General features: G+C 69.2%; 24 protein-coding genes. 17 read left to right on the top strand and 7 right to left on the bottom strand.

Features of this window, described 5'->3' with window-relative positions; all coding sequences use genetic code 11:
• The first annotated feature begins 4 nt into the window (after positions 1-4).
• Complete coding sequence (locus tag ACFQZQ_RS08725; RefSeq protein WP_386812363.1) at positions 5-685, top strand: DUF3108 domain-containing protein; 681 nt, start codon at positions 5-7, stop codon at positions 683-685.
• Positions 686-1,147: 462 nt separating this feature from the next.
• Here the strand turns inward: ACFQZQ_RS08725 and murA are convergent, their stop codons facing one another.
• Positions 1,148-2,437: a UDP-N-acetylglucosamine 1-carboxyvinyltransferase gene (gene murA, locus ACFQZQ_RS08720; RefSeq protein WP_386812362.1), complete on the bottom strand. Its 1,290-nt coding sequence runs from the start codon at positions 2,435-2,437 to the stop codon at positions 1,148-1,150.
• Positions 2,438-2,524: 87 nt separating this feature from the next.
• On the bottom strand, positions 2,525-2,755 hold the full coding sequence (locus ACFQZQ_RS08715) for a BolA family protein (protein ID WP_386812361.1): 231 nt from the start codon (positions 2,753-2,755) through the stop codon (positions 2,525-2,527).
• 190 nt (positions 2,756-2,945) lie between these two features.
• Here ACFQZQ_RS08715 and ACFQZQ_RS08710 point away from each other — a divergent pair, with 190 nt between their 5' ends.
• From ACFQZQ_RS08710 to ACFQZQ_RS08640, 15 genes are all read left to right on the top strand, one after another.
• Positions 2,946-3,980, top strand: a complete 1,035-nt coding sequence (locus ACFQZQ_RS08710; protein ID WP_386812360.1) for a KpsF/GutQ family sugar-phosphate isomerase — start codon at positions 2,946-2,948, stop codon at positions 3,978-3,980.
• A gap of 51 nt (positions 3,981-4,031) precedes the next feature.
• Entirely contained in the window at positions 4,032-4,610 is a 579-nt protein-coding gene (locus ACFQZQ_RS08705; protein WP_386812359.1) for a KdsC family phosphatase, read from the top strand.
• Positions 4,607-5,176 carry an LPS export ABC transporter periplasmic protein LptC gene (gene lptC / locus ACFQZQ_RS08700; RefSeq protein WP_386812358.1) on the top strand — a complete coding sequence of 190 codons (570 nt, stop codon included), beginning with the start codon at positions 4,607-4,609 and terminating at the stop codon, positions 5,174-5,176. Before ACFQZQ_RS08705 ends, lptC begins: the two co-directional genes overlap by 4 nt.
• On the top strand, positions 5,157-5,696 hold the full coding sequence (gene lptA, locus ACFQZQ_RS08695) for a lipopolysaccharide transport periplasmic protein LptA (protein WP_386812357.1): 540 nt from the start codon (positions 5,157-5,159) through the stop codon (positions 5,694-5,696). The genes lptC and lptA overlap by 20 nt, the downstream gene beginning before the upstream one ends.
• The gene (gene lptB / locus ACFQZQ_RS08690) at positions 5,696-6,415 is read left to right on the top strand and encodes an LPS export ABC transporter ATP-binding protein (protein WP_386812356.1); all 720 of its coding nucleotides are present in this window, start codon (positions 5,696-5,698) and stop codon (positions 6,413-6,415) included. The genes lptA and lptB overlap by 1 nt, the downstream gene beginning before the upstream one ends.
• A 170-nt stretch (positions 6,416-6,585) precedes the next feature.
• Positions 6,586-8,004, top strand: coding sequence for an RNA polymerase factor sigma-54 (locus ACFQZQ_RS08685; protein WP_386812355.1), 1,419 nt, complete (start codon positions 6,586-6,588; stop codon positions 8,002-8,004).
• A 211-nt stretch (positions 8,005-8,215) separates the two neighbouring features.
• The gene (hpf, locus tag ACFQZQ_RS08680; RefSeq protein WP_386812354.1) at positions 8,216-8,542 is read left to right on the top strand and encodes a ribosome hibernation-promoting factor, HPF/YfiA family; all 327 of its coding nucleotides are present in this window, start codon (positions 8,216-8,218) and stop codon (positions 8,540-8,542) included.
• A 42-nt stretch (positions 8,543-8,584) separates the two neighbouring features.
• Positions 8,585-9,079: a PTS sugar transporter subunit IIA gene (locus tag ACFQZQ_RS08675; protein WP_386812577.1), complete on the top strand. Its 495-nt coding sequence runs from the start codon at positions 8,585-8,587 to the stop codon at positions 9,077-9,079.
• An 18-nt stretch (positions 9,080-9,097) separates the two neighbouring features.
• Positions 9,098-10,045: an HPr(Ser) kinase/phosphatase gene (gene hprK / locus ACFQZQ_RS08670; protein WP_386812353.1), complete on the top strand. Its 948-nt coding sequence runs from the start codon at positions 9,098-9,100 to the stop codon at positions 10,043-10,045.
• A 16-nt stretch (positions 10,046-10,061) separates the two neighbouring features.
• Positions 10,062-10,973, top strand: coding sequence for an RNase adapter RapZ (gene rapZ, locus ACFQZQ_RS08665; RefSeq protein WP_386812352.1), 912 nt, complete (start codon positions 10,062-10,064; stop codon positions 10,971-10,973).
• Between the two features lie 97 nt (positions 10,974-11,070).
• The gene (locus tag ACFQZQ_RS08660) at positions 11,071-11,463 is read left to right on the top strand and encodes a PTS sugar transporter subunit IIA (protein WP_386812351.1); all 393 of its coding nucleotides are present in this window, start codon (positions 11,071-11,073) and stop codon (positions 11,461-11,463) included.
• 76 nt (positions 11,464-11,539) lie between these two features.
• Entirely contained in the window at positions 11,540-11,809 is a 270-nt protein-coding gene (locus ACFQZQ_RS08655) for an HPr family phosphocarrier protein (RefSeq protein ID WP_386812350.1), read from the top strand.
• Positions 11,810-11,851: 42 nt separating this feature from the next.
• Positions 11,852-13,567 carry a phosphoenolpyruvate--protein phosphotransferase gene (ptsP, locus tag ACFQZQ_RS08650; protein ID WP_386812349.1) on the top strand — a complete coding sequence of 572 codons (1,716 nt, stop codon included), beginning with the start codon at positions 11,852-11,854 and terminating at the stop codon, positions 13,565-13,567.
• Between the two features lie 166 nt (positions 13,568-13,733).
• Entirely contained in the window at positions 13,734-15,095 is a 1,362-nt protein-coding gene (gene mgtE, locus ACFQZQ_RS08645; protein ID WP_386812348.1) for a magnesium transporter, read from the top strand.
• A gap of 23 nt (positions 15,096-15,118) precedes the next feature.
• Complete coding sequence (locus ACFQZQ_RS08640; protein WP_386812347.1) at positions 15,119-15,742, top strand: DUF1294 domain-containing protein; 624 nt, start codon at positions 15,119-15,121, stop codon at positions 15,740-15,742.
• Between the two features lie 134 nt (positions 15,743-15,876).
• Here ACFQZQ_RS08640 and ACFQZQ_RS08635 read toward each other — a convergent pair whose 3' ends face one another.
• From ACFQZQ_RS08635 to ACFQZQ_RS08625, 3 genes are read right to left on the bottom strand one after another with little or no spacing between them, the layout of a single operon-like run.
• The gene (locus ACFQZQ_RS08635) at positions 15,877-16,812 is read right to left on the bottom strand and encodes an aspartate carbamoyltransferase catalytic subunit (protein WP_386812346.1); all 936 of its coding nucleotides are present in this window, start codon (positions 16,810-16,812) and stop codon (positions 15,877-15,879) included.
• Positions 16,809-17,303 (bottom strand): Holliday junction resolvase RuvX, encoded by a 495-nt coding sequence (ruvX, locus tag ACFQZQ_RS08630; RefSeq protein WP_386812345.1) that lies wholly within the window; start codon positions 17,301-17,303, stop codon positions 16,809-16,811. The genes ACFQZQ_RS08635 and ruvX overlap by 4 nt, the downstream gene beginning before the upstream one ends.
• Before the next feature lie 10 nt (positions 17,304-17,313).
• Complete coding sequence (locus ACFQZQ_RS08625) at positions 17,314-17,880, bottom strand: YqgE/AlgH family protein (protein WP_386812344.1); 567 nt, start codon at positions 17,878-17,880, stop codon at positions 17,314-17,316.
• Between the two features lie 287 nt (positions 17,881-18,167).
• Here ACFQZQ_RS08625 and ACFQZQ_RS08620 point away from each other — a divergent pair, with 287 nt between their 5' ends.
• Positions 18,168-18,737, top strand: a complete 570-nt coding sequence (locus ACFQZQ_RS08620; RefSeq protein WP_386812343.1) for a DNA-3-methyladenine glycosylase I — start codon at positions 18,168-18,170, stop codon at positions 18,735-18,737.
• A gap of 53 nt (positions 18,738-18,790) precedes the next feature.
• Here ACFQZQ_RS08620 and ACFQZQ_RS08615 read toward each other — a convergent pair whose 3' ends face one another.
• Both ACFQZQ_RS08615 and ACFQZQ_RS08610 read right to left on the bottom strand, forming a co-directional pair.
• Positions 18,791-19,921, bottom strand: a complete 1,131-nt coding sequence (locus ACFQZQ_RS08615; protein ID WP_386812342.1) for a PilT/PilU family type 4a pilus ATPase — start codon at positions 19,919-19,921, stop codon at positions 18,791-18,793.
• Between the two features lie 78 nt (positions 19,922-19,999).
• Positions 20,000-21,037 carry a type IV pilus twitching motility protein PilT gene (locus ACFQZQ_RS08610; protein WP_386812341.1) on the bottom strand — a complete coding sequence of 346 codons (1,038 nt, stop codon included), beginning with the start codon at positions 21,035-21,037 and terminating at the stop codon, positions 20,000-20,002.
• Positions 21,038-21,072: the final 35 nt, after the last annotated feature.

The raw sequence follows: 21,072 nt of genomic DNA, 5'->3' as shown, positions 1-21,072 counted from the left end.
GACGATGACGAGTTCGAAGATGCGTGGCCTGTTGATCGCCGCAGCCCTCACGGCCGCCAGCGCGCCCGCGCTCGCGATGGAACCGTTCACCGCCGATTACCAGGCCAGCTACATGGGCATGCAGGGCAACGGCCGCATGACCCTGGCCCCGGCCGGTGGTGGCCGCTGGCTTTACACCTTGAGCGTCAAGAACCAGCTCGCCGACCTCAACCAGACCACCACGTTCGAGGAGAACGGCGGGCAATGGCGTCCGCTGTCGGGCAGCGATTCGACCAAGGTGCTGGTCAAGAAGTCCAACAAGAATGCGACCTACGACTGGTCGCGCGGCGTCGCCAGCTGGACCGGCGACGTCAAGCCCGAGCGTGCCGGCCCGATCAAACTGCAGGCGGGTGACATGGATGCGTTGCTGATCAACCTAGCGTTGGTGCGTGACCTCGCCGCTGGCAAGCCGCTGCGCTACCGCATGGTGGAGGACGGGCGCGTCAAGCAACTCCACTACACCGTCGCCGGCAAGGAGCAGATCAACGTCGGCGGCAAGTCCAAGCAGGCGACCAAGGTCATGAACACCGACGGCGGCAAGCAGACCATCGCCTGGGTGGTCGAAGGCATGCCGGTGCCGGCGCGCATCCTGCAGCGCAAGGACGGCCAGGACGCGATCGACCTGCGGGTGAAATCGGTGCGCTGAGCGCCGCTCAAGCCGCGCGATGAAGAAGCCCCGCATTTGCGGGGCTTTTTTATAGGTCCGTGTTTCATCGCTTTGGATTGTCTACACATCAGCCCGACTGTACCGCGCGACTGGATCGAACTCGCGCGTCCGGCCCTGCGCGCGTAGCGCTACGGGCGTTCCCCACGGCGCGAGCCAGTGCTGCTTCTTCCATCGCGACCGGACCGGACTCGCGCGTCCGGCCCTGCGCGCGCAGCGCTCCGGGCGTTCGGCGGCATGCGAGCCAGCTTGGCGGGATTTCGTTGCTACTGGATCGAACTCGCGCGTCCGGCCCTGCGCGCGTAGCGCTCCGGGCGTTCGCCAAGGCGCGAGCCAGCCAGGCGGAATTTATCGCGATCGGATTGAACTCGCGCGCCAGCCCTGCGCGCGCAGCGCTTCGGGCGTTCGCCACGGCGCGAGCCGGTGGCTCGCAAGCGCCGTGGCTCACCCAATCCGCTTGATCCGCGCGCCGAGCCCGGACAGCTTCTCCTCGATGTTCTCGTAGCCGCGATCGAGGTGGTAGATGCGGTCGATCACGGTTTCACCGCTGGCGACCAACCCGGCCAGGATCAGCGAAGCCGAGGCGCGCAGGTCGGTGGCCATCACCGGGGCGCCGCTGAGCTTGGGCACGCCGCGCACCACCGCGGTGTGGCCGTCGACGCGGATGTCGGCACCCAGCCGCAGCAGTTCGTTGACGTGCATGAAGCGGTTTTCGAAGATCGTCTCGTTGATCACGCCCACGCCATCGGCAATGCAGTTCATCGCCATGAACTGCGCCTGCATGTCGGTCGGGAATGCCGGGTGCGGCGCGGTGGTGAGGTTGACCGCGCGCGGCCGGCGGCCGCCCATGTCGAGGGTGATGCGGTCGCCGTCGCAATCCAGCTCCGCGCCGGCCTCCTTGAGCTTGTCGAGCACCGCGTCCATCGTGTCCGGGCGCGCGCGGCGCACGGTGATGCGGCCGCCGGTCATCGCCGCTGCGACCAGGAACGTCCCGGTCTCGATGCGGTCGGGCACCACCTGGTGCTTGCCGCCGTGCAGGCGCTCGACGCCGTGGATGACGATGCGGTTGCTGCCCGCGCCTTCGATCCGCGCGCCCATCGCCTTCAGGCACTCGGCCAGGTCGACGATCTCCGGCTCCATCGCCGTGTTCTCGAGCACGGTCGTGCCTTCGGCCAGCGTGGCCGCCATCAGCACGTTCTCGGTGGCGCCGACGCTGACGATGTCGAACACGTGGCGCGCGCCCTTCAAGCGCTTCGCATGCGCCTTGATGAAACCGTCCTCGACCGTGATCTGCGCGCCGAGCGCCTGCAGCCCCTTGATGTGCAGGTCGACCGGGCGCGAGCCGATCGCGCAGCCGCCGGGCAACGACACTTCGGCGGTGCCGTACTTCGCCAGCAGCGGCCCGAGCACCAGTACCGAGGCGCGCATGGTCTTGACCAGCTCGTAGGACGCCACCTGGCTGTGCACCGTGGTCGGATCGACGGTGATGCCGCTGCCCTTGCCGGTCTTTCCGTCAACGATCAGGGTGCCTTCGTCGATGGTGATGCCGGCGCCCAGTTCGGCCAGCAACTTGGCCGTCGTCACCACGTCGTGCAGGTGCGGGACGTTGCTGATCTCGACCGGGCCGTCGGCCAGCAACGTCGCGCACAGGATCGGCAGCACCGCATTCTTGGCGCCGGAGATCAGCACTTCGCCCTGGAGCGGCTGGCCGCCCTCGACCACAATCTTCTGCATGTGAATTCTCGTTGGGGCGGGTTTCGACCCGCCGTGGGGCTTGCATCGCGGTGGAAAGGAGGCGGGTCGAAACCCGCCCCGCACGCATCAGGCAGCTTCTTCCGGGGTCAGCGTCTTCAGCGCCAGCGCGTGGATCTCGCCGCCCATGCGCTCGCCCAAGGTGGCGTAGACCAGGCGGTGGCGGGCCAGCGGCAGCTTGCCGCGGAACGCGTCGGCGACCACGGTGGCCTCGAAGTGCACACCATCGTCGCCGCGCACGTCGGCGCGGGCGCCGGGCAGGCCGTGTTCGATCAGGGTTCGGATGGTGTCGGCGTTCAAGTAGTGGATTCCCTGCGGGTCGGGCGCTTCGCCGTCGCCACCGCCGCGGATGCGGACAACGAAAACGGGCAGCGAGTGCGTCGTGGATTGCCGGTCGGCCCGCGTGGCGGGCTCCGGCCTGGCAGCTATTGTCGGACGGATGCGGGTAAAATGCGCCGGATTAGCCTAGCGGAAAGCCCCCTGCTCCGAAATGGCAACACTCCCCTCCCCCCCAGCCCCCCTGCGCCCGCTCACGGTCGATCCCGTGGTCCTTGACGGCGCGGGCCTGGCCGCCAGCGGCCGGCGCGTGTTCGAGATCGAAGGCCAGGCGCTGGCCGCGGTGGCCGCCCGCCTCGACGGCGAGTTCAGCGCCGCCTGCCGGCTGATGCTCGCCGCCCGCGGCCGCGTGGTCTGCACCGGCATGGGCAAGTCCGGGCACGTCGCGCGCAAGATCGCCGCGACCCTGGCCTCGACCGGCACCCCGAGCTTCTACGTGCACCCCGGCGAAGCCGGGCACGGCGACCTGGGCATGATCACCGATGCCGATGTGGTGCTGGCGCTGTCGTACTCCGGCGAGAGCGACGAAGTGCTGATGCTGCTGCCGGTGCTCAAGCGCCAGGGCAACAAGCTGATCACGATGACCGGCCGCCCGACGTCGACCCTGGCGCGCGAGGCCGACGTGCACCTGGATGTCAGCGTCCCGGCCGAGGCCTGCCCGATCGATCTTGCACCGACCTCCAGCACCACCGCGTCGCTGGCGATGGGCGATGCGCTCGCGGTGGCGCTGATGGAGGCGCGCGGCTTCACCGCCGACGACTTCGCCCGCTCACACCCGGCCGGCGCGCTCGGCCGTCGCCTGCTGCTGCACATCGCCGACATCATGCACGCCGGCGACGACGTGCCGCGGATCCACGCCGATGCCAGCGTCAGCGAGGCGTTGGTGGAGATGAGCCACAAGCGCCTGGGCATGACCGCGGTGGTCGACGACGACGGCCGCCTGCTCGGCCTGTACACCGACGGCGACCTGCGCCGCAGCCTCGATGACGACCGCGTCGACCTGCGTTCGACCCGCATCGTCGAGGTGATGACGCGCTCGCCGCGCACCATCGGCCCGGACGCGCTCGCGGTCGAGGCGGCGCAGCTGATGGAGGCGCACAAGATTAGCGGGCTTCTGGTCATCGACTCGGAGTCCCGCGTGGTCGGTGCCCTCAACATTCATGACCTGTTGCGCGCGCGGGTGGTGTGATCGATTGATCGCACGCCAGCAGACGACCGCCAACCTCGAGCCGCCGACGCCATGCCCTACTCGCATCTCAACGACTACCCCGCCGACATCCGCGAGCGCGCGAAACGAATTCGGCTGGCCTGTTTCGATGTCGACGGCACACTGACCGATGGCCGCCTGTTCTTCGACAGCGAAGGCCGCGAGCTCAAGGCGTTCCACGTCCACGACGGCCAGGGGCTGGTGCTGCTGCGCAAGGCCGGCATCGCGGTGGCGTTCGTCACCGCGCGCGCCAGCACGATCGCCGAGCACCGCGCAGCCGAGCTCGGGCTGGAGGCGCACACCGCGGTTGCCGACAAGTTCGCCTGCGTCAGCGCGATCGCGGCGCGGCTCGGCATCAGCCTGGAGGCGGTCGCGTTCATGGGTGACGACCTGCCGGACCTGCGGGTGATGCAGCAGGTTGGCCTGTCGATCGCGCCATCGAATGCCCACGCCTGGGTGCGCGAGCGCGTGCACTGGCGCACCAGCGCGCGCGCCGGACATGGCGCGGCGCGCGAGTTCTGCGACCTGCTGCTGGCCGCGCAGGGCCATGCCGAGGCGCTGCTCGCCGATGTCAGCCGCGTCGAAGGCCTGCGCATCGAGGGCACTGCGTGAGTTGGCGCGGGATCTTCACGTTGGTCCTGCTGGCCGCCGCGGCGCTCAGCGGCTGGGCCTTGTGGAGCCAGCGCAGCAAGGGCGAGCCGGACGGCGTCGCCACCGGGCGCGCCGATTACGTGCTGGAGGATTTCGAGCTGGTCGCGCTCGACGAACAGGGCCGCGAGTCGTTCACCCTGCGCGCGCCGCGGCTGGCGCGCGACCCCAATGCCAAGACCATGGACATCGCCACGCCGCTGTTCCTGATCCCGCCGCGTGCGGGCACCCAGGGCGCGCCCTGGGAAGTGCGCTCGCACACCGGCTGGGTCGCGGCGCAGGGCGAGGAACTGCGCCTGCGCGGCGAGGTCCTCGCCACCAGCACCGATATCGACGGCAAACCGATCAAGATCGCCACCGAGCAACTGAACGTATTCCCCGACGCCAAGCGCGCGACGTCGGCCGTTGCGGTCACGGTCACGCAGCCCGGACTTATACTGAACGGCCGTGGGCTCGAGGCCAATCTCGACGCCAAGCACGCGATCCTCAAATCCGACGTCAAGGCGCGATATGAAAGCTCTGCCCGCTAGCCTGCTGGCACTGTTGCTGGCGGCTGTATCCACCGCCCCCACGGTGGTGCTCGCACGATCCTCCGACCGCAACCAGCCGATGGACATCGACGCGGGCAATGCCGACTACTCGATGGACGAGAAGCGCCCCACCGTGCTCTCCGGTGGCGTGACCATCACCCAGGGCTCGCTGCGCATCACCTCCAGCCGCGCCGACATCACCCAGCGCCGCGGCGACCCGGTGCGCGCGGTGCTGACCGGCGCGCCGGTCAAGCTCAACCAGCAGCTCGACAACGGCACGCCGATGAGCGCGGTCGCGAGCAGGATCGACTACGACCTGACCACCGAGATCGTGGTGTTGACCGGAAGCGTCAGCATCCAGCAACCCAGCGGCTCGCTCAGCGGCCAGCGTGTCGTCTACAACATGAAGACCGGCCAGGTGCAGAGCGGTGGTCAGGGCAGTGGCCGGGTGAAGATGCGGATCCAGCCGAAGAACGCACCGGCCACTCCTGCGCCGACTAGCGGCAAGGGTGGCGCCTGATGCTGGTCGCGCAGGGCCTGCGCAAGGCCTACCGCTCGCGCGAGGTGGTCCGTGATTTCGGCCTGACCCTGGACGCCGGCGAAGTGGTCGGCCTGCTCGGGCCGAACGGCGCCGGCAAGACCACCTGCTTCTACATGATCGTCGGCCTGGTGCCGGCCGATGCCGGGCAGATCCTGCTCGATGGCAAGGACATCACCGCCGACCCGATGTACACGCGCGCCAAGTACGGCGTCGGCTACCTGCCGCAGGAGCCGTCGGTGTTCCGCAAGCTCAGCGTGGCCGACAACCTGCGGCTGGTGCTGGAGCTGCGCACTGACCTCGACAAGGCCGGCATCGAGCGCGAGCTGGGCAGCCTGATGGAGGAACTGCAGGTCACCCACGTCGCCGACCAGATCGGTGCCAGCCTGTCCGGCGGCGAGCGGCGCCGGGTCGAGATTGCGCGCGCGCTGGCGGCCAAGCCGCGGCTGATGCTGCTCGACGAGCCGTTCGCCGGCGTCGACCCGATTTCGGTCGGCGAGATCCAGCGAATCGTGCGCCACCTCAAGAATCGCGGCATCGGCGTACTGATCACCGATCACAACGTGCGCGAAACCTTGGGCATTTGCGATCGTGCGTATATCCTCAACGAAGGCAGCGTGCTCGCGCAGGGGGCTCCGGACGCGCTGCTGGCCAATTCCGACGTACGTCGCGTTTATCTCGGCGAAACCTTCCGCCTGTAATCTTTGGATCAGCAAAGGCAGGTGCACGAAGGCACCGCGCACGAACCAGGCCCGCCTGCCCACGTCGCCTGATTCGTGTTCCGGAGCGACCCCTTCGCGGGGGTTTTTTCCGGCATGGGCCAAACGCGCTTACGGCCGTCGACTCCCCCAGGTCGCGTTTGCCATTGAACATGAAGCCCCGCCTCCAAGCCTCGCTCGGACAACACCTGGTCATGACGCCACAGCTGCGTCAGGCGATCCGCCTGCTGCAGCTGTCGGCGATCGAGCTTGAGGCCGAGTTGGTCAACGCGGTGGAAAGCAATCCGCTTCTCGACTGGACCGAAACCGCCACCGAGATCACCGCCAGCGACGACACCCGCGCGGGCAACGACGACATCGTGGTCGCGCCGACTGCGGCCGAAGACCCCTGGGGCAACACCACCGACGGCGAGCCGTGGTATGAGCGCACCGGGCCGAGCGACCAGGACGATGACTCCCCTGCCGCCGAACAGGTCGCCGAGAACGAAACCCTGCACGACCACCTGCTGTGGCAGTTGCACTTGAGCCCGTTGTCGCCGCGCGACCGCCTGATCGGCGTGGTGCTGATCGAATCGATCGAGGACGACGGCTACCTGCGCGAGCCGCTGGCGGCGATCGCCGAATCGCTGGCCCCGGGCATCGAGGCCAACGAGGCCGAGATCACCACCGTGCTGCACCAGGTGCAGCGCTTCGACCCGGTCGGCGTAGCCGCGCGCTCGCTCGGTGAATGCCTGCGCCTGCAGTTGGAGATGCTGCCGGGCGATACCCCCGGCCAGGCCTTGGCCCACACCCTGGCCAACGGCCCACTGGAGCGGTTGCCGAAGGTCGGCGTGGCCGGCATTGCCGCGGAGATGAAGCTGCCGGTCGACGCGGTCGAAACCGCGGTGCAGCTGCTGCGCTCGCTCGACCCGCGCCCGGGCGCGCAGATCGGTGCGATCAGCAACGACACCTATGTCGCCCCCGATGTCGTGATCTGGCGCCAGCACGGCCTGTGGCGGGTCGCCCTGGCCGACGGTGTGCGCCCGCGCATCAGCATCCACCGCGGCTACGAGGGCATGATCCGCCACGCCAGCAGCGCCGATGCCAGCTACCTGCGCGGCCACCTGCAGGAGGCGCGCTGGTTGCTGAAGAGCCTGGAGGCGCGCGGCGACACCCTGCTCAAGGTGGCGCGCTGCCTGCTCAAGCAGCAGGCGGCGTTCCTGGAGTTCGGCGACAGCGCGCTGCGCCCGCTGACCCTGCGCGAGGTCGCCAGCGAAGTCGGCCTGCACGAATCGACCGTCTCGCGTGCGATCGCCCGCAAGTACGCCCGCACCCCGCGCGGCACCGTGCCGCTGCGCAGCTTCTTCGCCTCGGGCATCGACACCGGCGGTGGCGGCGAAGCGTCCAGCACCGCGATCCAGTCGATGATCCGGCAGCTGATCGACGCCGAGAATCCGCGCAAGCCGCTCTCCGACGCACGCCTGGCTGAGACGCTCAAGGCCACCGGCGTGCCGGTGGCGCGACGCACGGTGGCGAAGTACCGCGAGGCGATGAGCATCCCCTCGTCGCAGGATCGGGTGCGCATCGGCTGATCGCGGCAGGCGACACCGCCGCCACGCAGCGGGACCGCGTGGGTGAATCTCCCGTGCTCGTGCATCGCCGCGACTTCCGGCCCACGCCGTTTAACATCCGACGTGCGATGCTGGCACCCTGGATCGGCCTGCTCCGATCGGCCTGTCGACCGATGAACGGCGCCATCCAGGGCTTTGCCACCATCCTGTCGCAACGTTGAGGAGGTCTGAGATGCGTATCGAAACCCACGGCCAGCAGATCGAAGTCACCCCCGCCCTACGCGACTACGTCGACGCCAAGCTGGCGCGGCTGCAACGCCATTTCGAGCAACCCTTCGACGTCCGCACGCTGCTGGTCCTCGACAAGCCCAACCACCGCGCCGAAGCCACCATCACCATCGCCGGCCGCACCATGCACGCCGAATCCAGCGCCATCGACATGTATGCCGCGATCGACCTGCTCGCCGACAAGCTCGACCGCCTGATGGTCAAGCACAAGGAAAAACTGGTCGACCACCACCGCGGCGAGAGCCTCGCCCGCAGCGGCGAGCTGGGCTGATCGCCCCGCGCCCGCGAGACGCCTGATAGCCCCGCGTTGACGATGCCGGTGTCGCCGATGCTGCAGGAGCTGCTCAGCGCGGAGCGCATTACGATCCTGGTCGAACCCGGCGACCGCGCCACGGTGCTGGAGGCCGCGGCGCGGTTGCTGGCCGATCCGCCGCCGGGCCACACCGGCGCACTGGCGACCCGCACCATCGGCGACAGCCTGCGCTCGCGCGAACAGCTCGCCAGCACCGCGATCGGCCACGGCGTGGCGATCCCGCACGCGCGCATCAGTTCGATCGACGAGAGCCGCGGCGCGTTCCTGAGGTTGACGCAGCCGGTCGATTTCGCCGCCGCCGATGGCGAGCGCGTCGACCTGGTGTTCGCGCTGGTCGTGCCCGAGCATTACATCCAGCAGCACCTGCAGCAGCTGGCCGACCTGGCCGCGCACTTCGCCGATCCGGCCTTCCGAGCCGACCTGCGCGACGCGGCCAACGTCGACCAGCTGCGCCGGCGCCTGCTGGCAGGTCCTTCCCTTCATGCCCGAGGATGACAGCACCGTGGTGATTGCATGACCACCCGCATCAGCGCCGGCGAACTGTTCGAACAGCTGCGCGAGCGCCTCGACCTGCGCTGGCTGGCCGGCCAGGACGGCCAGGGACGCGTGCTCGAAGCGGTCGACACGGTCGCGCGCCGGCCATCGCTGGCCGGCTACCTCAACGCGATCTACCCCAACAAGGTGCAGATCCTCGGCAGCGAGGAGCTGGCCTGGCTGGACGGCCTGGACTCGCGGCTGCGCTGGGAGACGATCGAGAAGATCATCCAGTTCCGGCCGCTGGCGCTGGTGATCAGCAAGGCTCAGCCGTGTCCGGAAGACCTGCGCATCGCCGCCGAGGAAACCGACACCCCGCTGTGGGTCGCGCCGCGCCGGGGCCACGAGTTGCTCAACCACCTGCAGTACCACCTCGCACGCAAGCTGGCGCCCAAGGTCACGCTGCACGGCGTGTTCGTCGAGATCTATTCGATCGGCGTGCTGATCACCGGCGAATCGGGATCGGGCAAGAGCGAACTGGCGCTGGAGCTGGTGAGCCGCGGCCACCGCCTGGTCGCCGACGACGCACCCGAGTTCACCCAGATCGCCCCGGATGTGCTCGACGGCACCTGCCCGGACCTGTTGCAGGACCTGCTCGAAGTGCGCGGCCTGGGCGTGCTAAACATCCGCCAGATGTTCGGCGACACCGCGGTCAAGAAGAACAAGTACCTGCGCCTGGTCGTGCACCTGACCAAGCCGCACCTGGAGCCACAACCCGGCGGGATCGAACGCCTCACCGGCGACCTGGGCGTGCGTCGCGTGCTCGACCTCGACGTGCCCACCATCACCATCCCGGTGATGCCCGGCCGCAACTTGGCGGTGCTGACCGAAGCGGCCACCCGCACCCACATCCTGCGCGCGAAGGGCGTCGACCCGGCCGCCGCATTCATGGCCCGACACAGCCATTTCCTCGAGAGTTCCGCATGACCGCGGTAAGCCCCGCATGACCGCCGCGACCACGTCCACCGCCGCCACGCCGGCGACCGCCGCGCCGACCCTGGTGATCGTCACCGGCATGTCCGGCTCGGGCAAATCCGTGGCGCTCAACACCTTCGAGGACCTGGGCTTCTACTGCGTCGACAACCTGCCGGCCAACCTGCTGCCGGACTTCGTGCGCAGCGTGCTCGCCGCCGACAGCAGCGCGCCGGCCAAGCTCGCGGTCGGCATCGACGTGCGCAACCGCAATGCCGACCTGGCCAACATCCCCGACTGGCTGTCCGCGGTGGGCGCGCTGGGTTTCGACCCGCGCCTGGTGTTTTTCGAGAGCGGCGACGACGTGCTGCTCAAGCGCTACGCCGACACCCGCCGCCGGCACCCGCTGAGCCAGCTGGGGCTGTCGCTGGCCGACGCGATCTCGCTCGAACGGCAGGTGCTCAAGCCCCTGCGCCAGATCGCCGACGCGGTCGTCGACACCAGCGACATGAACGTGCACGTGCTGCGCCGGCACGTGATCACCGAGTTCGGCATCGGCCTGGACGCGGGCATGTCGCTGCTGTTCGAGTCGTTCGCCTACCGCCGCGGCGTGCCGGCCGACGCCGACTTCGTGTTCGACGCACGCGCCCTCCCCAACCCGCACTGGAACGCGATCCTGCGGCCGCTGTCGGGCCGCGACGCCGGCGTGCGCGAGTACCTGGAATCGCAGCCGGACGTGAACCTGTTCGTCGAGCACATCAGCAGTTTCCTCGACACCTGGTTGCCGAAACTGCAGGCCGACAGCACCCGCAGCTACGCCACTGTCGCGTTCGGCTGCACCGGCGGCCGCCACCGCTCGGTGTACCTGGCCGAGCGGTTGGCCGCGCACGCGCGCCAGCGCGGCTGGGACGAGGTCGCCGTGCACCACCGCGAGCTCGACTGAGCGGCATGCCTGCGGTCGGGCTGCGGGCATTTCCGCGCCCGCCGAAGACCCGCCGCTGCGCTTCCGGAGCGTCGCATTGGTCTGTTAAGTTGCCTGCATGGCCGTCGGCATCCTGCTCATCACCCACCAAGGCATCGGCAGCGCGCTGGTCGCGGTGGCCGCGCGCCTGATGCAACCGCTGCCGCTGCGCGTCGAGGCGCTGGAGATCCCGTTCGAAGGTGATCCCGATGCCTTGTTGCCGCAGGCCAGCGCGGCCTTGCGCCGGGTCGACGACGGCCAGGGCGTGCTGGTGCTGACCGACCTGTACGGGGCGACCCCGAGCAACCTGGCCGCACGGCTGGCGCGGCTGGGCACGCCGGTGCGGCGGGTCTCGGCGCTCAGCCTGCCGATGTTGCTGCGGGTGATGAATTACGCCGAGCTCGAGCTCGACGAGCTGCCCGCCGTGGCCGCCGCCGGCGCGCGCAACGGCGTGATCGTCGACGATGCCTGAGCCACCACCGAACCCCCGCACCACCTGACGTTCGACCTGAAGACGACCACGCGCGAACCACCCCGGGAACACCACCATGATCGAACGCGACCTGACCGTCTCCAACCGCCTGGGCCTGCACGCGCGCGCCACCGCCAAGCTGGTGCAGCTGCTGTCGGCGTACCGCTGCAACGCCACGCTGATCGCCAAGGGCCGCGAGATCAACGCCAAGAGCATCATGGGGGTGATGCTGCTTGCCGCCGGCCAAGGCACCCAGGTGAAGCTGCGGGTCGAGGGCGATGACGAGGGCGACGCGGCGCAGGCCGTCGCCGCACTGTTCGACCGCCGTTTCGACGAAGACGCTTGAGCGGCGCAGGGCGTGGCGCGATGACATGCAGGTAGCCGGCACATGAGGCAGGCGTTCCACGGCCACGGGGCATCGCGCGGCGCCGCGCTCGGCCACGCCCGCGTGCGCCTGCCGCACGCGCTGGACGTCGCCGAGGAGCACATCGAGGCCGACGCAGTCGAATCCGAACTGGCGCGCCTGCACGCCGCGATCCAGGCCGTGCGCGGCGAGATGCACGCGCTGCGCGAACGCCTGCACGGCGCGCTCGCGCACGAGGTTGGCGAATTCCTCGACCTGCACACCCTGCTGCTCGACGACCCCGAGCTGCTGCAGGGCCTCGATCGGCTGATTCGCAGCGGCCGCTTCAGCGCCGACTACGCGCTGCGCCTGCAGCGCGACCGCATCGCCGGCGTGTTCGAGGCGATGGACGATCCCTACTTCCGCAGCCGCATCGACGACATCGACCAGGTGATCGGCCGCATCCACGCCGCCCTGCACCGCCGCGACGCCGGCATGCAGGGCATCGCCGGCGAGATCCTGGTCGCCGAGACCGTCGCCCCGGCCGAGCTGGTGCAGCTGCAGGCGCAGGGCGTGCTGGCGATCGTGACCACCGCCGGCAGCCCGCTGTCGCACAGCGCCATCCTCGCGCGCAGCCTGCACCTGCCGATGGTGATCGGCGCCGCCGGCGCGCTGCAGCGGGTCAACGACGGCGACGTGCTCGCCGTCGATGGCAGCAGCGGCCTGGTGGTGATGGAACCCAACGCCGCCGACCTGCGCGCGCACCACCAGCGCGTGCGCGTCCACGCGCGCGAGCGCAAGCAGCTCAACCGCCTGCGCCGCGAACCGTCGCGCACGCTCGACGGCGTCGACATCAAGCTGTACGCCAACGCCGAGTCGCGCGAGGACGTCGCCGAGGCCCACGCCCAGGGCGCGGCCGGCGTCGGCCTGTACCGCACCGAGTTCCTGTTCCTGCAGCGCGCCGAACTGCCCGACGAGGACGAGCAGTTCCGCGCCTACCGCGACGTCGTGCTCGGCATGACCGGCCGCACCGTCACCATCCGCACGCTCGACCTGGGCGCCGACAAGGCCGACCGCACCGGCCTGGCGCTGCGCGACGAACCCAACCCCGCGCTCGGCCTGCGCGGCGTGCGCCTGTCGCTCGCACGCGACGGCCTGCTGGAAACCCAGCTGCGCGCGTTGCTGCGCGCCTCGGGCTACGGCCCGCTGCGGATCCTGCTGCCGATGATCAGCTCGCGCGAGGAAGTGCGCGAGGTCCGCACCAAGCTCGACAGCGTCGCCCGCGACCTGCGCCACGAGGGCCACGAGATCGCCACTCACGTGCCGCTGGGCGCGATGATCGAGGTGCCCGCGGCCGCGATCGCGCTGTCGGGCTTTATCGGCGCGGTCGACTTCCTGTCGGTCGGCACCAACGACCTGGTCCAGTACCTGCTCGCTGCCGACCGCAACAACGACGCGCTCGGCGACCTGTACACGCCGCTGCACCCGGCCGTGTTGCGGCTGCTGCGCGACGTGATCCGACTGGCCAACGCACGCGGCAAGCCGATCGCTGTCTGCGGCGAAATGGCCGGCGACCCGATGTTCGCGCCGTTGCTGCTGGCGTTGGGCCTCAACGAGTTCAGCCTGCACCCGGCGACGTTGCTGGAGGTGCGCCGCAAGATCCGCGCGTGCGACCTCGCGGCGCTGAAGGCACGCGCACCGGCGTTGCTGCGCGCGCGCGATCGCGCCGCCATCCTGCAATGGATGGACGACTGCGGCTGATCCATGCGCCGGGCGGGGTGTGCATGCCCCGGCTTGCAGGCGATAATGCCGCGATGAACGCATAACGCCCGGCCGCAGCTCTCGTCATTGCCGTTGAACGGTGGCGGATGCGGCTCCCTGCGAACCTTGCCCGGCAGTGTTCGCGAGCCCGCCCACGGAGCGCCGTATGGCCGAAGCCGTCCGCCACGACAAGACCGCGCGCCAGCTGCGTCTGCTTTCCGACGCGCTCGACAGCGGTCGCCTCGGCCCGGTACGGCGGCTGGTCAACACGCTCTCCCCGGCCGAGATCGGCAACCTGCTCGAGTCGCTGCCCCCCGGCAAGCGCGTGGTGGTGTGGGGGCTGGTCGACCCCGAGGACGACGGCGAGGTGCTGGTCCACGTCGGCGACGAGGTGCGCGAAAGCCTGCTCGCGGACATGGACACCGACGAGATCGTCGCCGCGGTCGAGGATCTCGACATCGACGACCTCGCCGACCTGGTCGAGGACCTGCCCGACACCGTCATCGACGAAGTGCTCAAGTCGATGGACCGCGAGAACCGCGAGCGGCTCGAGCAGGTGCTGTCGTACCCGGAGGACACCGCCGGGCGCCTGATGAACCCCGACGTGGTCACGGTGCGCGCCGACACCACCATCGACGTCGTGCTGCGCTACCTGCGCCTGCGCGGCGAGTTGCCCGAGCACACCGACCACCTGTATGTGGTCAGCCGCCGCCACCAGTACCTCGGGCGGATCGCGCTGGCCGCGCTGCTGACCCACGAGCCGGGCACGCCGATCAACAAGCTGATCGACGACGAGCAGCCCGCGATCGACGTCGGCGAGACCGACAGCGAGGTGGCGCGGCAGTTCTCCGACCACGACTGGATCAGTGCACCGGTGGTCGACGACAACAACATCCTGCTCGGCCGCATCACCATCGACGACGTGGTCGACATCATCCGCGACCAGGCAGAGCACCAGGCGCTCAGCGCGGCCGGCCTGGACGAGGACGAGGACCTGTTCAGCCCGGTGCGGCGTGCGTTCCGGCGCCGCCTGATCTGGCTCGGCGTGAACCTGTGCACCGCGTTCCTGGCCGCGAGCGTGATCGGCCGCTTCGAGGACACGATCGAGAAGATCGTCGCGCTCGCGATCCTGATGCCGATCGTCGCCGGCATGGGCGGCAACGCCGGCACCCAGGTGCTGGCGCTGATGGTGCGCGGCCTCGCCTTGGGGCAGATCGGCGCGTCCAACGTGCGCCCGCTGCTGCGCAAGGAACTGTCGATCGCGCTTATCAACGGCCTGACCCTGGGCGTGCTGCTGGGTGCGGTGGTGTGGCTCTGGTTCCGCGACCCGGCGCTGTCGCTGGTGATCGGCTCGGCGCTGACCATCAACCTGTTGTTCGCCGCCACTGCCGGCGTGCTGGTGCCGCTGACGCTCAAGCGCATGGGCTTCGACCCGGCGCTGTCGGGCGGCGTGATCCTGACCACGGTCACCGACACGATGGGGTTCCTCGCGTTCCTGGGGTTGGCCACGCTGATCCTGCTGCGCTGACCGGCCTGCACGAGCACACGCGAATGGAGCAGCTGGGCAAGGTACAGGCGTGGCACGACGACAAGGGCTACGGCTTCATTGCCGCGCTCGGCGACGCCAGTGCGGGCGACCGCGTGTTCTTCCACATTCGCGACTACGAACGCGCCGGGCGTCGTCCCCAGATCGGCGAACTGGTCCGCTATCGTCCGGCGCGCCGGGCCGACGGTCGTCCACGCGCGGACTGGGTGCGGCGCGCGGTGCAGGCGAAGCGACCCGCGCCACGAACCACGGCAGGCACGCATCGAGTGGCTCCGGCGCGGGAGATTCCAACCCCGGTCGCCTTGCCGCTGATCGCCGCGTACGCCGCCGCTATCGCCTGGGCGATCCAGGTCGAGCGCTTGCCGACCCTCGCCGCCTTTGTCTTGGCCGGATTGAGCGTGGCCGCGTACATCGCCTACGCGATCGACAAGCATGCGGCGCAGAACGGCCGCTGGCGCGTCGCGGAAAGCACGCTGCACGGCCTCGAAATGCTCGGCGGCTGGCCCGGTGCCCTGCTCGCGCAACGGGTGATGCGGCACAAGACCCGCAAGGCCCGCTACCGGGTCGGGTTCTGGCTGGCGGTCGCGGTCAACTGCGCAGCACTGGGCTGGTGGGTGCTCTGGCGCTGACGGCGTCGCCGATCAGAAGCAGGCCGGCGTGATTTGGCGAGCTTGCGAACCGGGTTGTCGGCGAACGAAGCGGTTCGCAGGCTCACCACACCCTGCGTCCAGCGCTCCGCGAACCAGCGCCGCTCACGATGGCGTCAACGCGCCAGCAGCGCCTCCAACACCGCCATCCGCGCCGCGACGCCGTTGGCGACCTGCTTCAGGATCAGCGACTGCGGGCCATCGGCGACGTCGTCGGTGATCTCGATACCGCGGTTCATCGGCCCCGGATGCAGCACCACCGCATCGCGCGCCGCGCGCCGCAAGCGCGCAGAGCTGAGGCCGTAGTCGCGGTGGTAGTCGTCGAGCGAGGCCACCAGCCCTTCGGCCATGCGCTCGCGTTGCAGGCGCAGCATCATCACCGCGTCGACGCCGTCGAGGGCCGCGTCCAGGTCCGCGGTGACGGTGCAGCCGTCGAGCGTGGCGTCGTCCGGCAGCAGCGACGCCGGCCCGCATACGCGGATGTCACCGGCACCGAGCGTGCGCAAGGCGTGCAGGTCCGAACGCGCCACGCGAGAGTGTTTCACGTCGCCGACGATCGCCACCTTCAACCGCGCGAAGTCGTCGCCCTTGGCCTGGCGCAGGGTCAGCATGTCGAGCAGGCCCTGGGTCGGGTGCGCGCTGCGGCCGTCGCCGGCGTTGATCAGCGCGGTGCCGGGATCGGCGGCCGCGGCCAGTGCGGCGACCGCGCCGTCGTCCTTGTGGCGGACGATGAAGCCGCGCACGCCCATCGCCTCGATGGTCTTGAGCGTGTCACGCGCGGTCTCGCCCTTGCTGGTCGACGAGCTCGAGGCGTCGAAGTTCAGCACGTCGGCGCCGAGCCGCTGCGCGGCGAGCTGGAAGCTCAACCGGGTGCGCGTGGACGGTTCGAAGAACAGCGTGCACACCGCCATACCGGCCAGCGCGGCGCGATCGTCGGCGCCGTCGGCGAACCGCTGCGCGCGATCGAGCAGTGCCACCAGTCGCGGACGCGGCAGGTGTTCGAGGGTGAGCAGGTGCGGCAGCGGGATGGCGGAATCGGCGTGCTGGGTCATGCGGTTGGCAATTGGGAAAGTTCGATGGCGTCGTCCGGCGAAGCCAGCCAGCGTTCGACGATGACCGCGGCGGCCACCGCATCGAGCGCTTCGGCGTCGCGGCGACGCTTGCGGCCTTCAGCGCGGTCACTGGCGAAGCGCTGAGCGGCCTCGATCGAGCTCATGCGCTCGTCCACCAGCACCACCGGCAGGTGGTAGCGCGCGTGCAACTCGTGCGCGAACGCGTGCGCGCGCGTGCGGATCGGCTGGTCGCCGCCATCGAGCGTCATCGGGTCGCCGACGATCAGGCCGTCGGGCCGCCACTCCTTGTGCAGGCGGTCGATCGTGGTCCAGTCCGGGCCGTGGCCGTGCACGTCGACCACAGCCAGCGCGCGCGCGCCGTGGCCGAACGCGCTGCCGACCGCGACCCCGATCCGGCGCGCGCCGACATCGAAGCCGAGCACGGTGCCGTCGCGCCGCATCGCCCCCGGGTTGGTGGCGCCCGCTGTCATGGGCGTCCCATCAGGCGTGGCCGGCGTACTGGGCCAGGTGGGCGAAGTCGACGCCGATGCGGCCCGCGGCGGCTTGCCAGCGCGCGTCCAGCGGCAACGTGAACAGCAGCTCGGCATCAGCCGGCGCGGTCAACCAGCTGTTCTCGGTGAGTTCGTGCTCGAGCTGGCCGGTGCCCCAGCCCGCGCAGCCCAGCGCGACGATCACGTGCTCCGGTCCGTCACCGCGCGCCATCGCCTCGAGGATGTCGCGCGAGGTGGTCAGGAACAGGGTGTCGGTGATCGCCAGGCTCGAGTCCCAGTGCATGCCGCCGTCGTGCAGCACGAAACCGCGTTCGGGATGCACCGGGCCGCCGGCGAGCACGACCTGCGCGCGCAGCGCCTCGTCGCCGCCTTCCACGCCCATCTGCCCGAGCACCTCGCCCAGCGTGTACTCGGACGGGCGGTTGACGATGATGCCCATCGCGCCGTCGTCGTCGTGCTGGCAGATCAGCGCGACGCTGCGCGAGAAATTGGTGTCGGCCAGCGCCGGCAGCGCGATCAGCAGCTGGTTGGCCAGCGGTGTGGGCATCAGAGACATGGGCCGCATTCTATCGCGCGACCCGCATCGCGGCATCGTGATGGGCGGGCGTAGCATGGGTCGGACGCCTGCGCGGCCCGGGCCGGTGCCCGCTGCGGTCTGCTCCAGCCGGTCGTGCCCCTTCGCGCTTGCCTTCAGGTACCCGGCTTGGCACCGTGAGCGAGGGATCCGGGATCGAGCGGTTCGCCTTCCTCCGTCCTGGAAGGCTCGAACTTCAACGCTCGGATCGGACAACTTCGGGGCCGAGTCCCCTCCTGCAACATCAACACCCACCCTCGGGCATGCCCATGTCTGGCTACTGCGATTCTGCCACCGGCCACCCGTTGCACGGCCCTTACCACGACCATGAATACGGCTTCCCGAGCCGCGATGAGGCGGTGCTGTTCGAACGCCTGCTGCTGGAGATCAACCAGGCCGGACTGAGCTGGGAAACCATGCTGCGCAAGCGCGATGGTTTCCGCCGCGCGTATGCCGGCTTCGACGTCGACACGGTCGCGGCCTACGGCGACGCCGACCGCGAACGCCTGCTCAACGACGCCGGGATCATCCGCAACCGCCTCAAGGTCGACGCGGCGATCCACAACGCCGGCGTGATCCAGCGCCTGCGCGCCTCGCACGGCAGCTTCGCCAACTGGCTGGATGCGCAGCTGCTGCTCGACGGCCGGCCGCGCGATAAGACCGGCTGGATCAAGCTGTTCAAGCAGACGTTCCGCTTCACCGGCGGCGAGATCACCAACGAGTTCCTGATGAGCCTGGGATACCTGCCCGGCACCCACCGCGAGAGCTGCCCGGTGTATGCGCGGATCGCCGCGCTCGATCCGCCGTGGCTGCGCGGGTCGCCGGATCGAACGGCCTGAAACGAGAAAGGGACGGCTGCCCGTCCCTCTCGTAAGGCATCGACGCGGTGCGCTCAGCGCACTTCGGCGACCTCGATCCCGTCCATGCCCGCCGCCAAAGTGCGCGCGTCGCCGCCCTGGGCGAGCTTGATGCGCAGGCGCACCTCATTCTGCGAGTCGGCGAAGCGCAGCGCGTCCTCGTAGGTGATCTCGCCGGCCTGGTAGAGCTCGAACAGGGCCTGGTCGAAGGTCTTCATGCCCAGCTGGGTCGATTCCTTCATGACCTCCTTGAGCTTGTGGATCTCGCCGTCGCGGATGTAGTCCTGCACCAGCGGCGTGCCCAGCAGGATCTCCATCGCCACGCGCCGCGCCTTGCCGTCCGGGGTCGGGATCAGCTGCTGCGCGACCACGCCCTTGAGGTTCAGCGACAGGTCCATCAGCAACTGGCCGCGGCGGTCTTCGGGGAAGAAGTTGATGATGCGGTCCATCGCCTGGTTGGCGTTGTTGGCGTGCAGCGTGCACAGCACCAGGTGGCCGGTCTCGGCGAACGCGATCGCGTGGTCCATGCCCTCGCGGGTGCGGACCTCGCCGATCATGATCACGTCGGGCGCCTGGCGCAGGGTGTTCTTGAGCGCGGCTTCCCAGCTGTCGGTGTCGATGCCGACTTCGCGCTGGGTGATGATGCAGCCCTCGTGCTTGTGCACGAATTCGATCGGGTCCTCGATCGTGATGATGTGGCCGGTCGAGTTCATGTTGCGGTAGCCGATCATCGCCGCCAGCGAGGTCGATTTGCCGGTGCCGGTGGCGCCGACGAAGATGATGATGCCGCGCTTGGTCATCGCCAGCGACTTGATGATCGGCGGCAGGTTCAGCTCTTCGACCGTCGGGATCTTGGTCTCGATCCGGCGCAGCACCATGCCGACCTGGTTGCGCTGGTAGAAGCACGACACGCGAAAGCGGCCCACGCCGGACACGCCGATCGCGAAGTTGCATTCGTGGGTCTTCTCGAACTCCTCGCGCTGCGACGGGCTCATCACGTTGAGCACCATGTCGCGGCTCTGCTGCGGGGTCAGCGCGTTCTCGGTGATCGGCGACAGCTTGCCGTTGACCTTCATGCACGGCGGCATGCCGGCGGTGATGAACAGGTCCGACGCCTTCTGGTGCGCCATCAGTTTCAGGAACGAGGTGAAGTCAATTGCGCTCATGCTTGCCTCCGTGAGGCTTGATTCTCGTGCGACCGGCGGAAAAACACGCCCCGCACCGCGCGCGGGGCGACAGGCGAATTACTCGAACAGGCGCTTGTCCTTGGCGTAGTCCTTGGCCTGCGGCCGCAGGATCAGGCCGCGCTTGACCAGGTCCTGCAGGTGCTGGTCGAGGGTCATCATCCCGAAGTTCTGGCCGGTCTGGATCGCGGAGTACATCTGCGCGACCTTGTCCTCGCGGATCAGGTTACGGATGGCCGGGATGCCGACCATGATTTCCCACGCCGCAGTGCGGCCGCCGCCAACCTTCTTCAGCAGCGCCTGCGAGATGACCGCACGCAGCGACTCGGACAGCATCGAACGCACCATCGGCTTCTCACCGGCGGGAAACACGTCGATGATGCGGTCGACGGTCTTCGCGGCCGACGAGGTGTGCAAGGTGCCAAACACCAGGTGGCCGGTTTCCGCGGCGGTCAGCGCCAGGCGGATGGTTTCCAGGTCGCGCAACTCGCCGACCAGGATGTAGTCGGGGTCTTCGCGCAGCGCCGAGCGCAACGCCTCGTTGAAGCCGTGCGTGTCGCGGTGCACTTCGCGCTGGTTGATCAGGCACTTCTGCGAGGTGTGCACGAACTCGATCGGATCCTCGACCGACAGGATGTGGCCGTACTCGTGCTTGTTGATGTGGTCGATCATCGCCGCCAGCGTGGTCGACTTGCCCGAGCCGGTCGGCCCGGTGACCAGGATCAGGCCCTGCGGCTGGTCGATCAGCTCCTTGAAGATGCGCGGACAGCCCAGGTCTTCCAGAGTCAGCACTTCGGACGGAATGGTGCGGAACACCGCGCCGGCGCCACGATTCTGGTTGAACGCGTTGACGCGGAAGCGCGCCAGGCCAGGGATTTCGAACGAGAAGTCGACCTCGAGGAATTCCTCGTAATCGCGCCGCTGCTTGTCCGACATGATGTCGTACACCAGCGAGTGGACCTGCTTGTGGTCCAGCGCGGGGATGTTGATGCGACGCACGTCGCCGTCGACACGGATCATCGGCGGCAGCCCGGCCGACAGGTGCAGGTCGGATGCTTTGTTCTTGACCGAAAACGCCAACAGCTCGGCGATATCCATTGCGTGCTCCCCCGCACTGCAAGCGAAACGACTGG

Source organism: Lysobacter koreensis, assembly GCF_042677045.1.
GTDB lineage: Bacteria > Pseudomonadota > Gammaproteobacteria > Xanthomonadales > Xanthomonadaceae > Lysobacter_K > Lysobacter_K koreensis.
This window is presented reverse-complemented; position numbering and strand designations above follow the sequence as displayed.

Bases quoted from the DNA above. Each gene is read 5' to 3' on its own strand.
- ACFQZQ_RS08725 (WP_386812363.1), top strand. From the start codon at position 5: ATGACGAGTTCGAAGATGCGTGGCCTGTTGATCGCCGCAGCCCTCACG.
- murA (WP_386812362.1), bottom strand. From the start codon at position 2,437: ATGCAGAAGATTGTGGTCGAGGGCGGCCAGCCGCTCCAGGGCGAAGTG.
- ACFQZQ_RS08710 (WP_386812360.1), top strand. From the start codon at position 2,946: ATGGCAACACTCCCCTCCCCCCCAGCCCCCCTGCGCCCGCTCACGGTC.
- ACFQZQ_RS08705 (WP_386812359.1), top strand. From the start codon at position 4,032: ATGCCCTACTCGCATCTCAACGACTACCCCGCCGACATCCGCGAGCGC.
- lptA (WP_386812357.1), top strand. From the start codon at position 5,157: ATGAAAGCTCTGCCCGCTAGCCTGCTGGCACTGTTGCTGGCGGCTGTA.
- lptB (WP_386812356.1), top strand. From the start codon at position 5,696: ATGCTGGTCGCGCAGGGCCTGCGCAAGGCCTACCGCTCGCGCGAGGTG.
- ACFQZQ_RS08685 (WP_386812355.1), top strand. From the start codon at position 6,586: ATGAAGCCCCGCCTCCAAGCCTCGCTCGGACAACACCTGGTCATGACG.
- hpf (WP_386812354.1), top strand. From the start codon at position 8,216: ATGCGTATCGAAACCCACGGCCAGCAGATCGAAGTCACCCCCGCCCTA.
- ACFQZQ_RS08675 (WP_386812577.1), top strand. From the start codon at position 8,585: ATGCCGGTGTCGCCGATGCTGCAGGAGCTGCTCAGCGCGGAGCGCATT.
- hprK (WP_386812353.1), top strand. From the start codon at position 9,098: ATGACCACCCGCATCAGCGCCGGCGAACTGTTCGAACAGCTGCGCGAG.
- rapZ (WP_386812352.1), top strand. From the start codon at position 10,062: ATGACCGCCGCGACCACGTCCACCGCCGCCACGCCGGCGACCGCCGCG.
- ACFQZQ_RS08660 (WP_386812351.1), top strand. From the start codon at position 11,071: ATGGCCGTCGGCATCCTGCTCATCACCCACCAAGGCATCGGCAGCGCG.
- ACFQZQ_RS08655 (WP_386812350.1), top strand. From the start codon at position 11,540: ATGATCGAACGCGACCTGACCGTCTCCAACCGCCTGGGCCTGCACGCG.
- ptsP (WP_386812349.1), top strand. From the start codon at position 11,852: ATGAGGCAGGCGTTCCACGGCCACGGGGCATCGCGCGGCGCCGCGCTC.
- mgtE (WP_386812348.1), top strand. From the start codon at position 13,734: ATGGCCGAAGCCGTCCGCCACGACAAGACCGCGCGCCAGCTGCGTCTG.
- ACFQZQ_RS08640 (WP_386812347.1), top strand. From the start codon at position 15,119: ATGGAGCAGCTGGGCAAGGTACAGGCGTGGCACGACGACAAGGGCTAC.
- ACFQZQ_RS08635 (WP_386812346.1), bottom strand. From the start codon at position 16,812: ATGACCCAGCACGCCGATTCCGCCATCCCGCTGCCGCACCTGCTCACC.
- ruvX (WP_386812345.1), bottom strand. From the start codon at position 17,303: ATGACAGCGGGCGCCACCAACCCGGGGGCGATGCGGCGCGACGGCACC.
- ACFQZQ_RS08625 (WP_386812344.1), bottom strand. From the start codon at position 17,880: ATGTCTCTGATGCCCACACCGCTGGCCAACCAGCTGCTGATCGCGCTG.
- ACFQZQ_RS08620 (WP_386812343.1), top strand. From the start codon at position 18,168: ATGTCTGGCTACTGCGATTCTGCCACCGGCCACCCGTTGCACGGCCCT.
- ACFQZQ_RS08615 (WP_386812342.1), bottom strand. From the start codon at position 19,921: ATGAGCGCAATTGACTTCACCTCGTTCCTGAAACTGATGGCGCACCAG.
- ACFQZQ_RS08610 (WP_386812341.1), bottom strand. From the start codon at position 21,037: ATGGATATCGCCGAGCTGTTGGCGTTTTCGGTCAAGAACAAAGCATCC.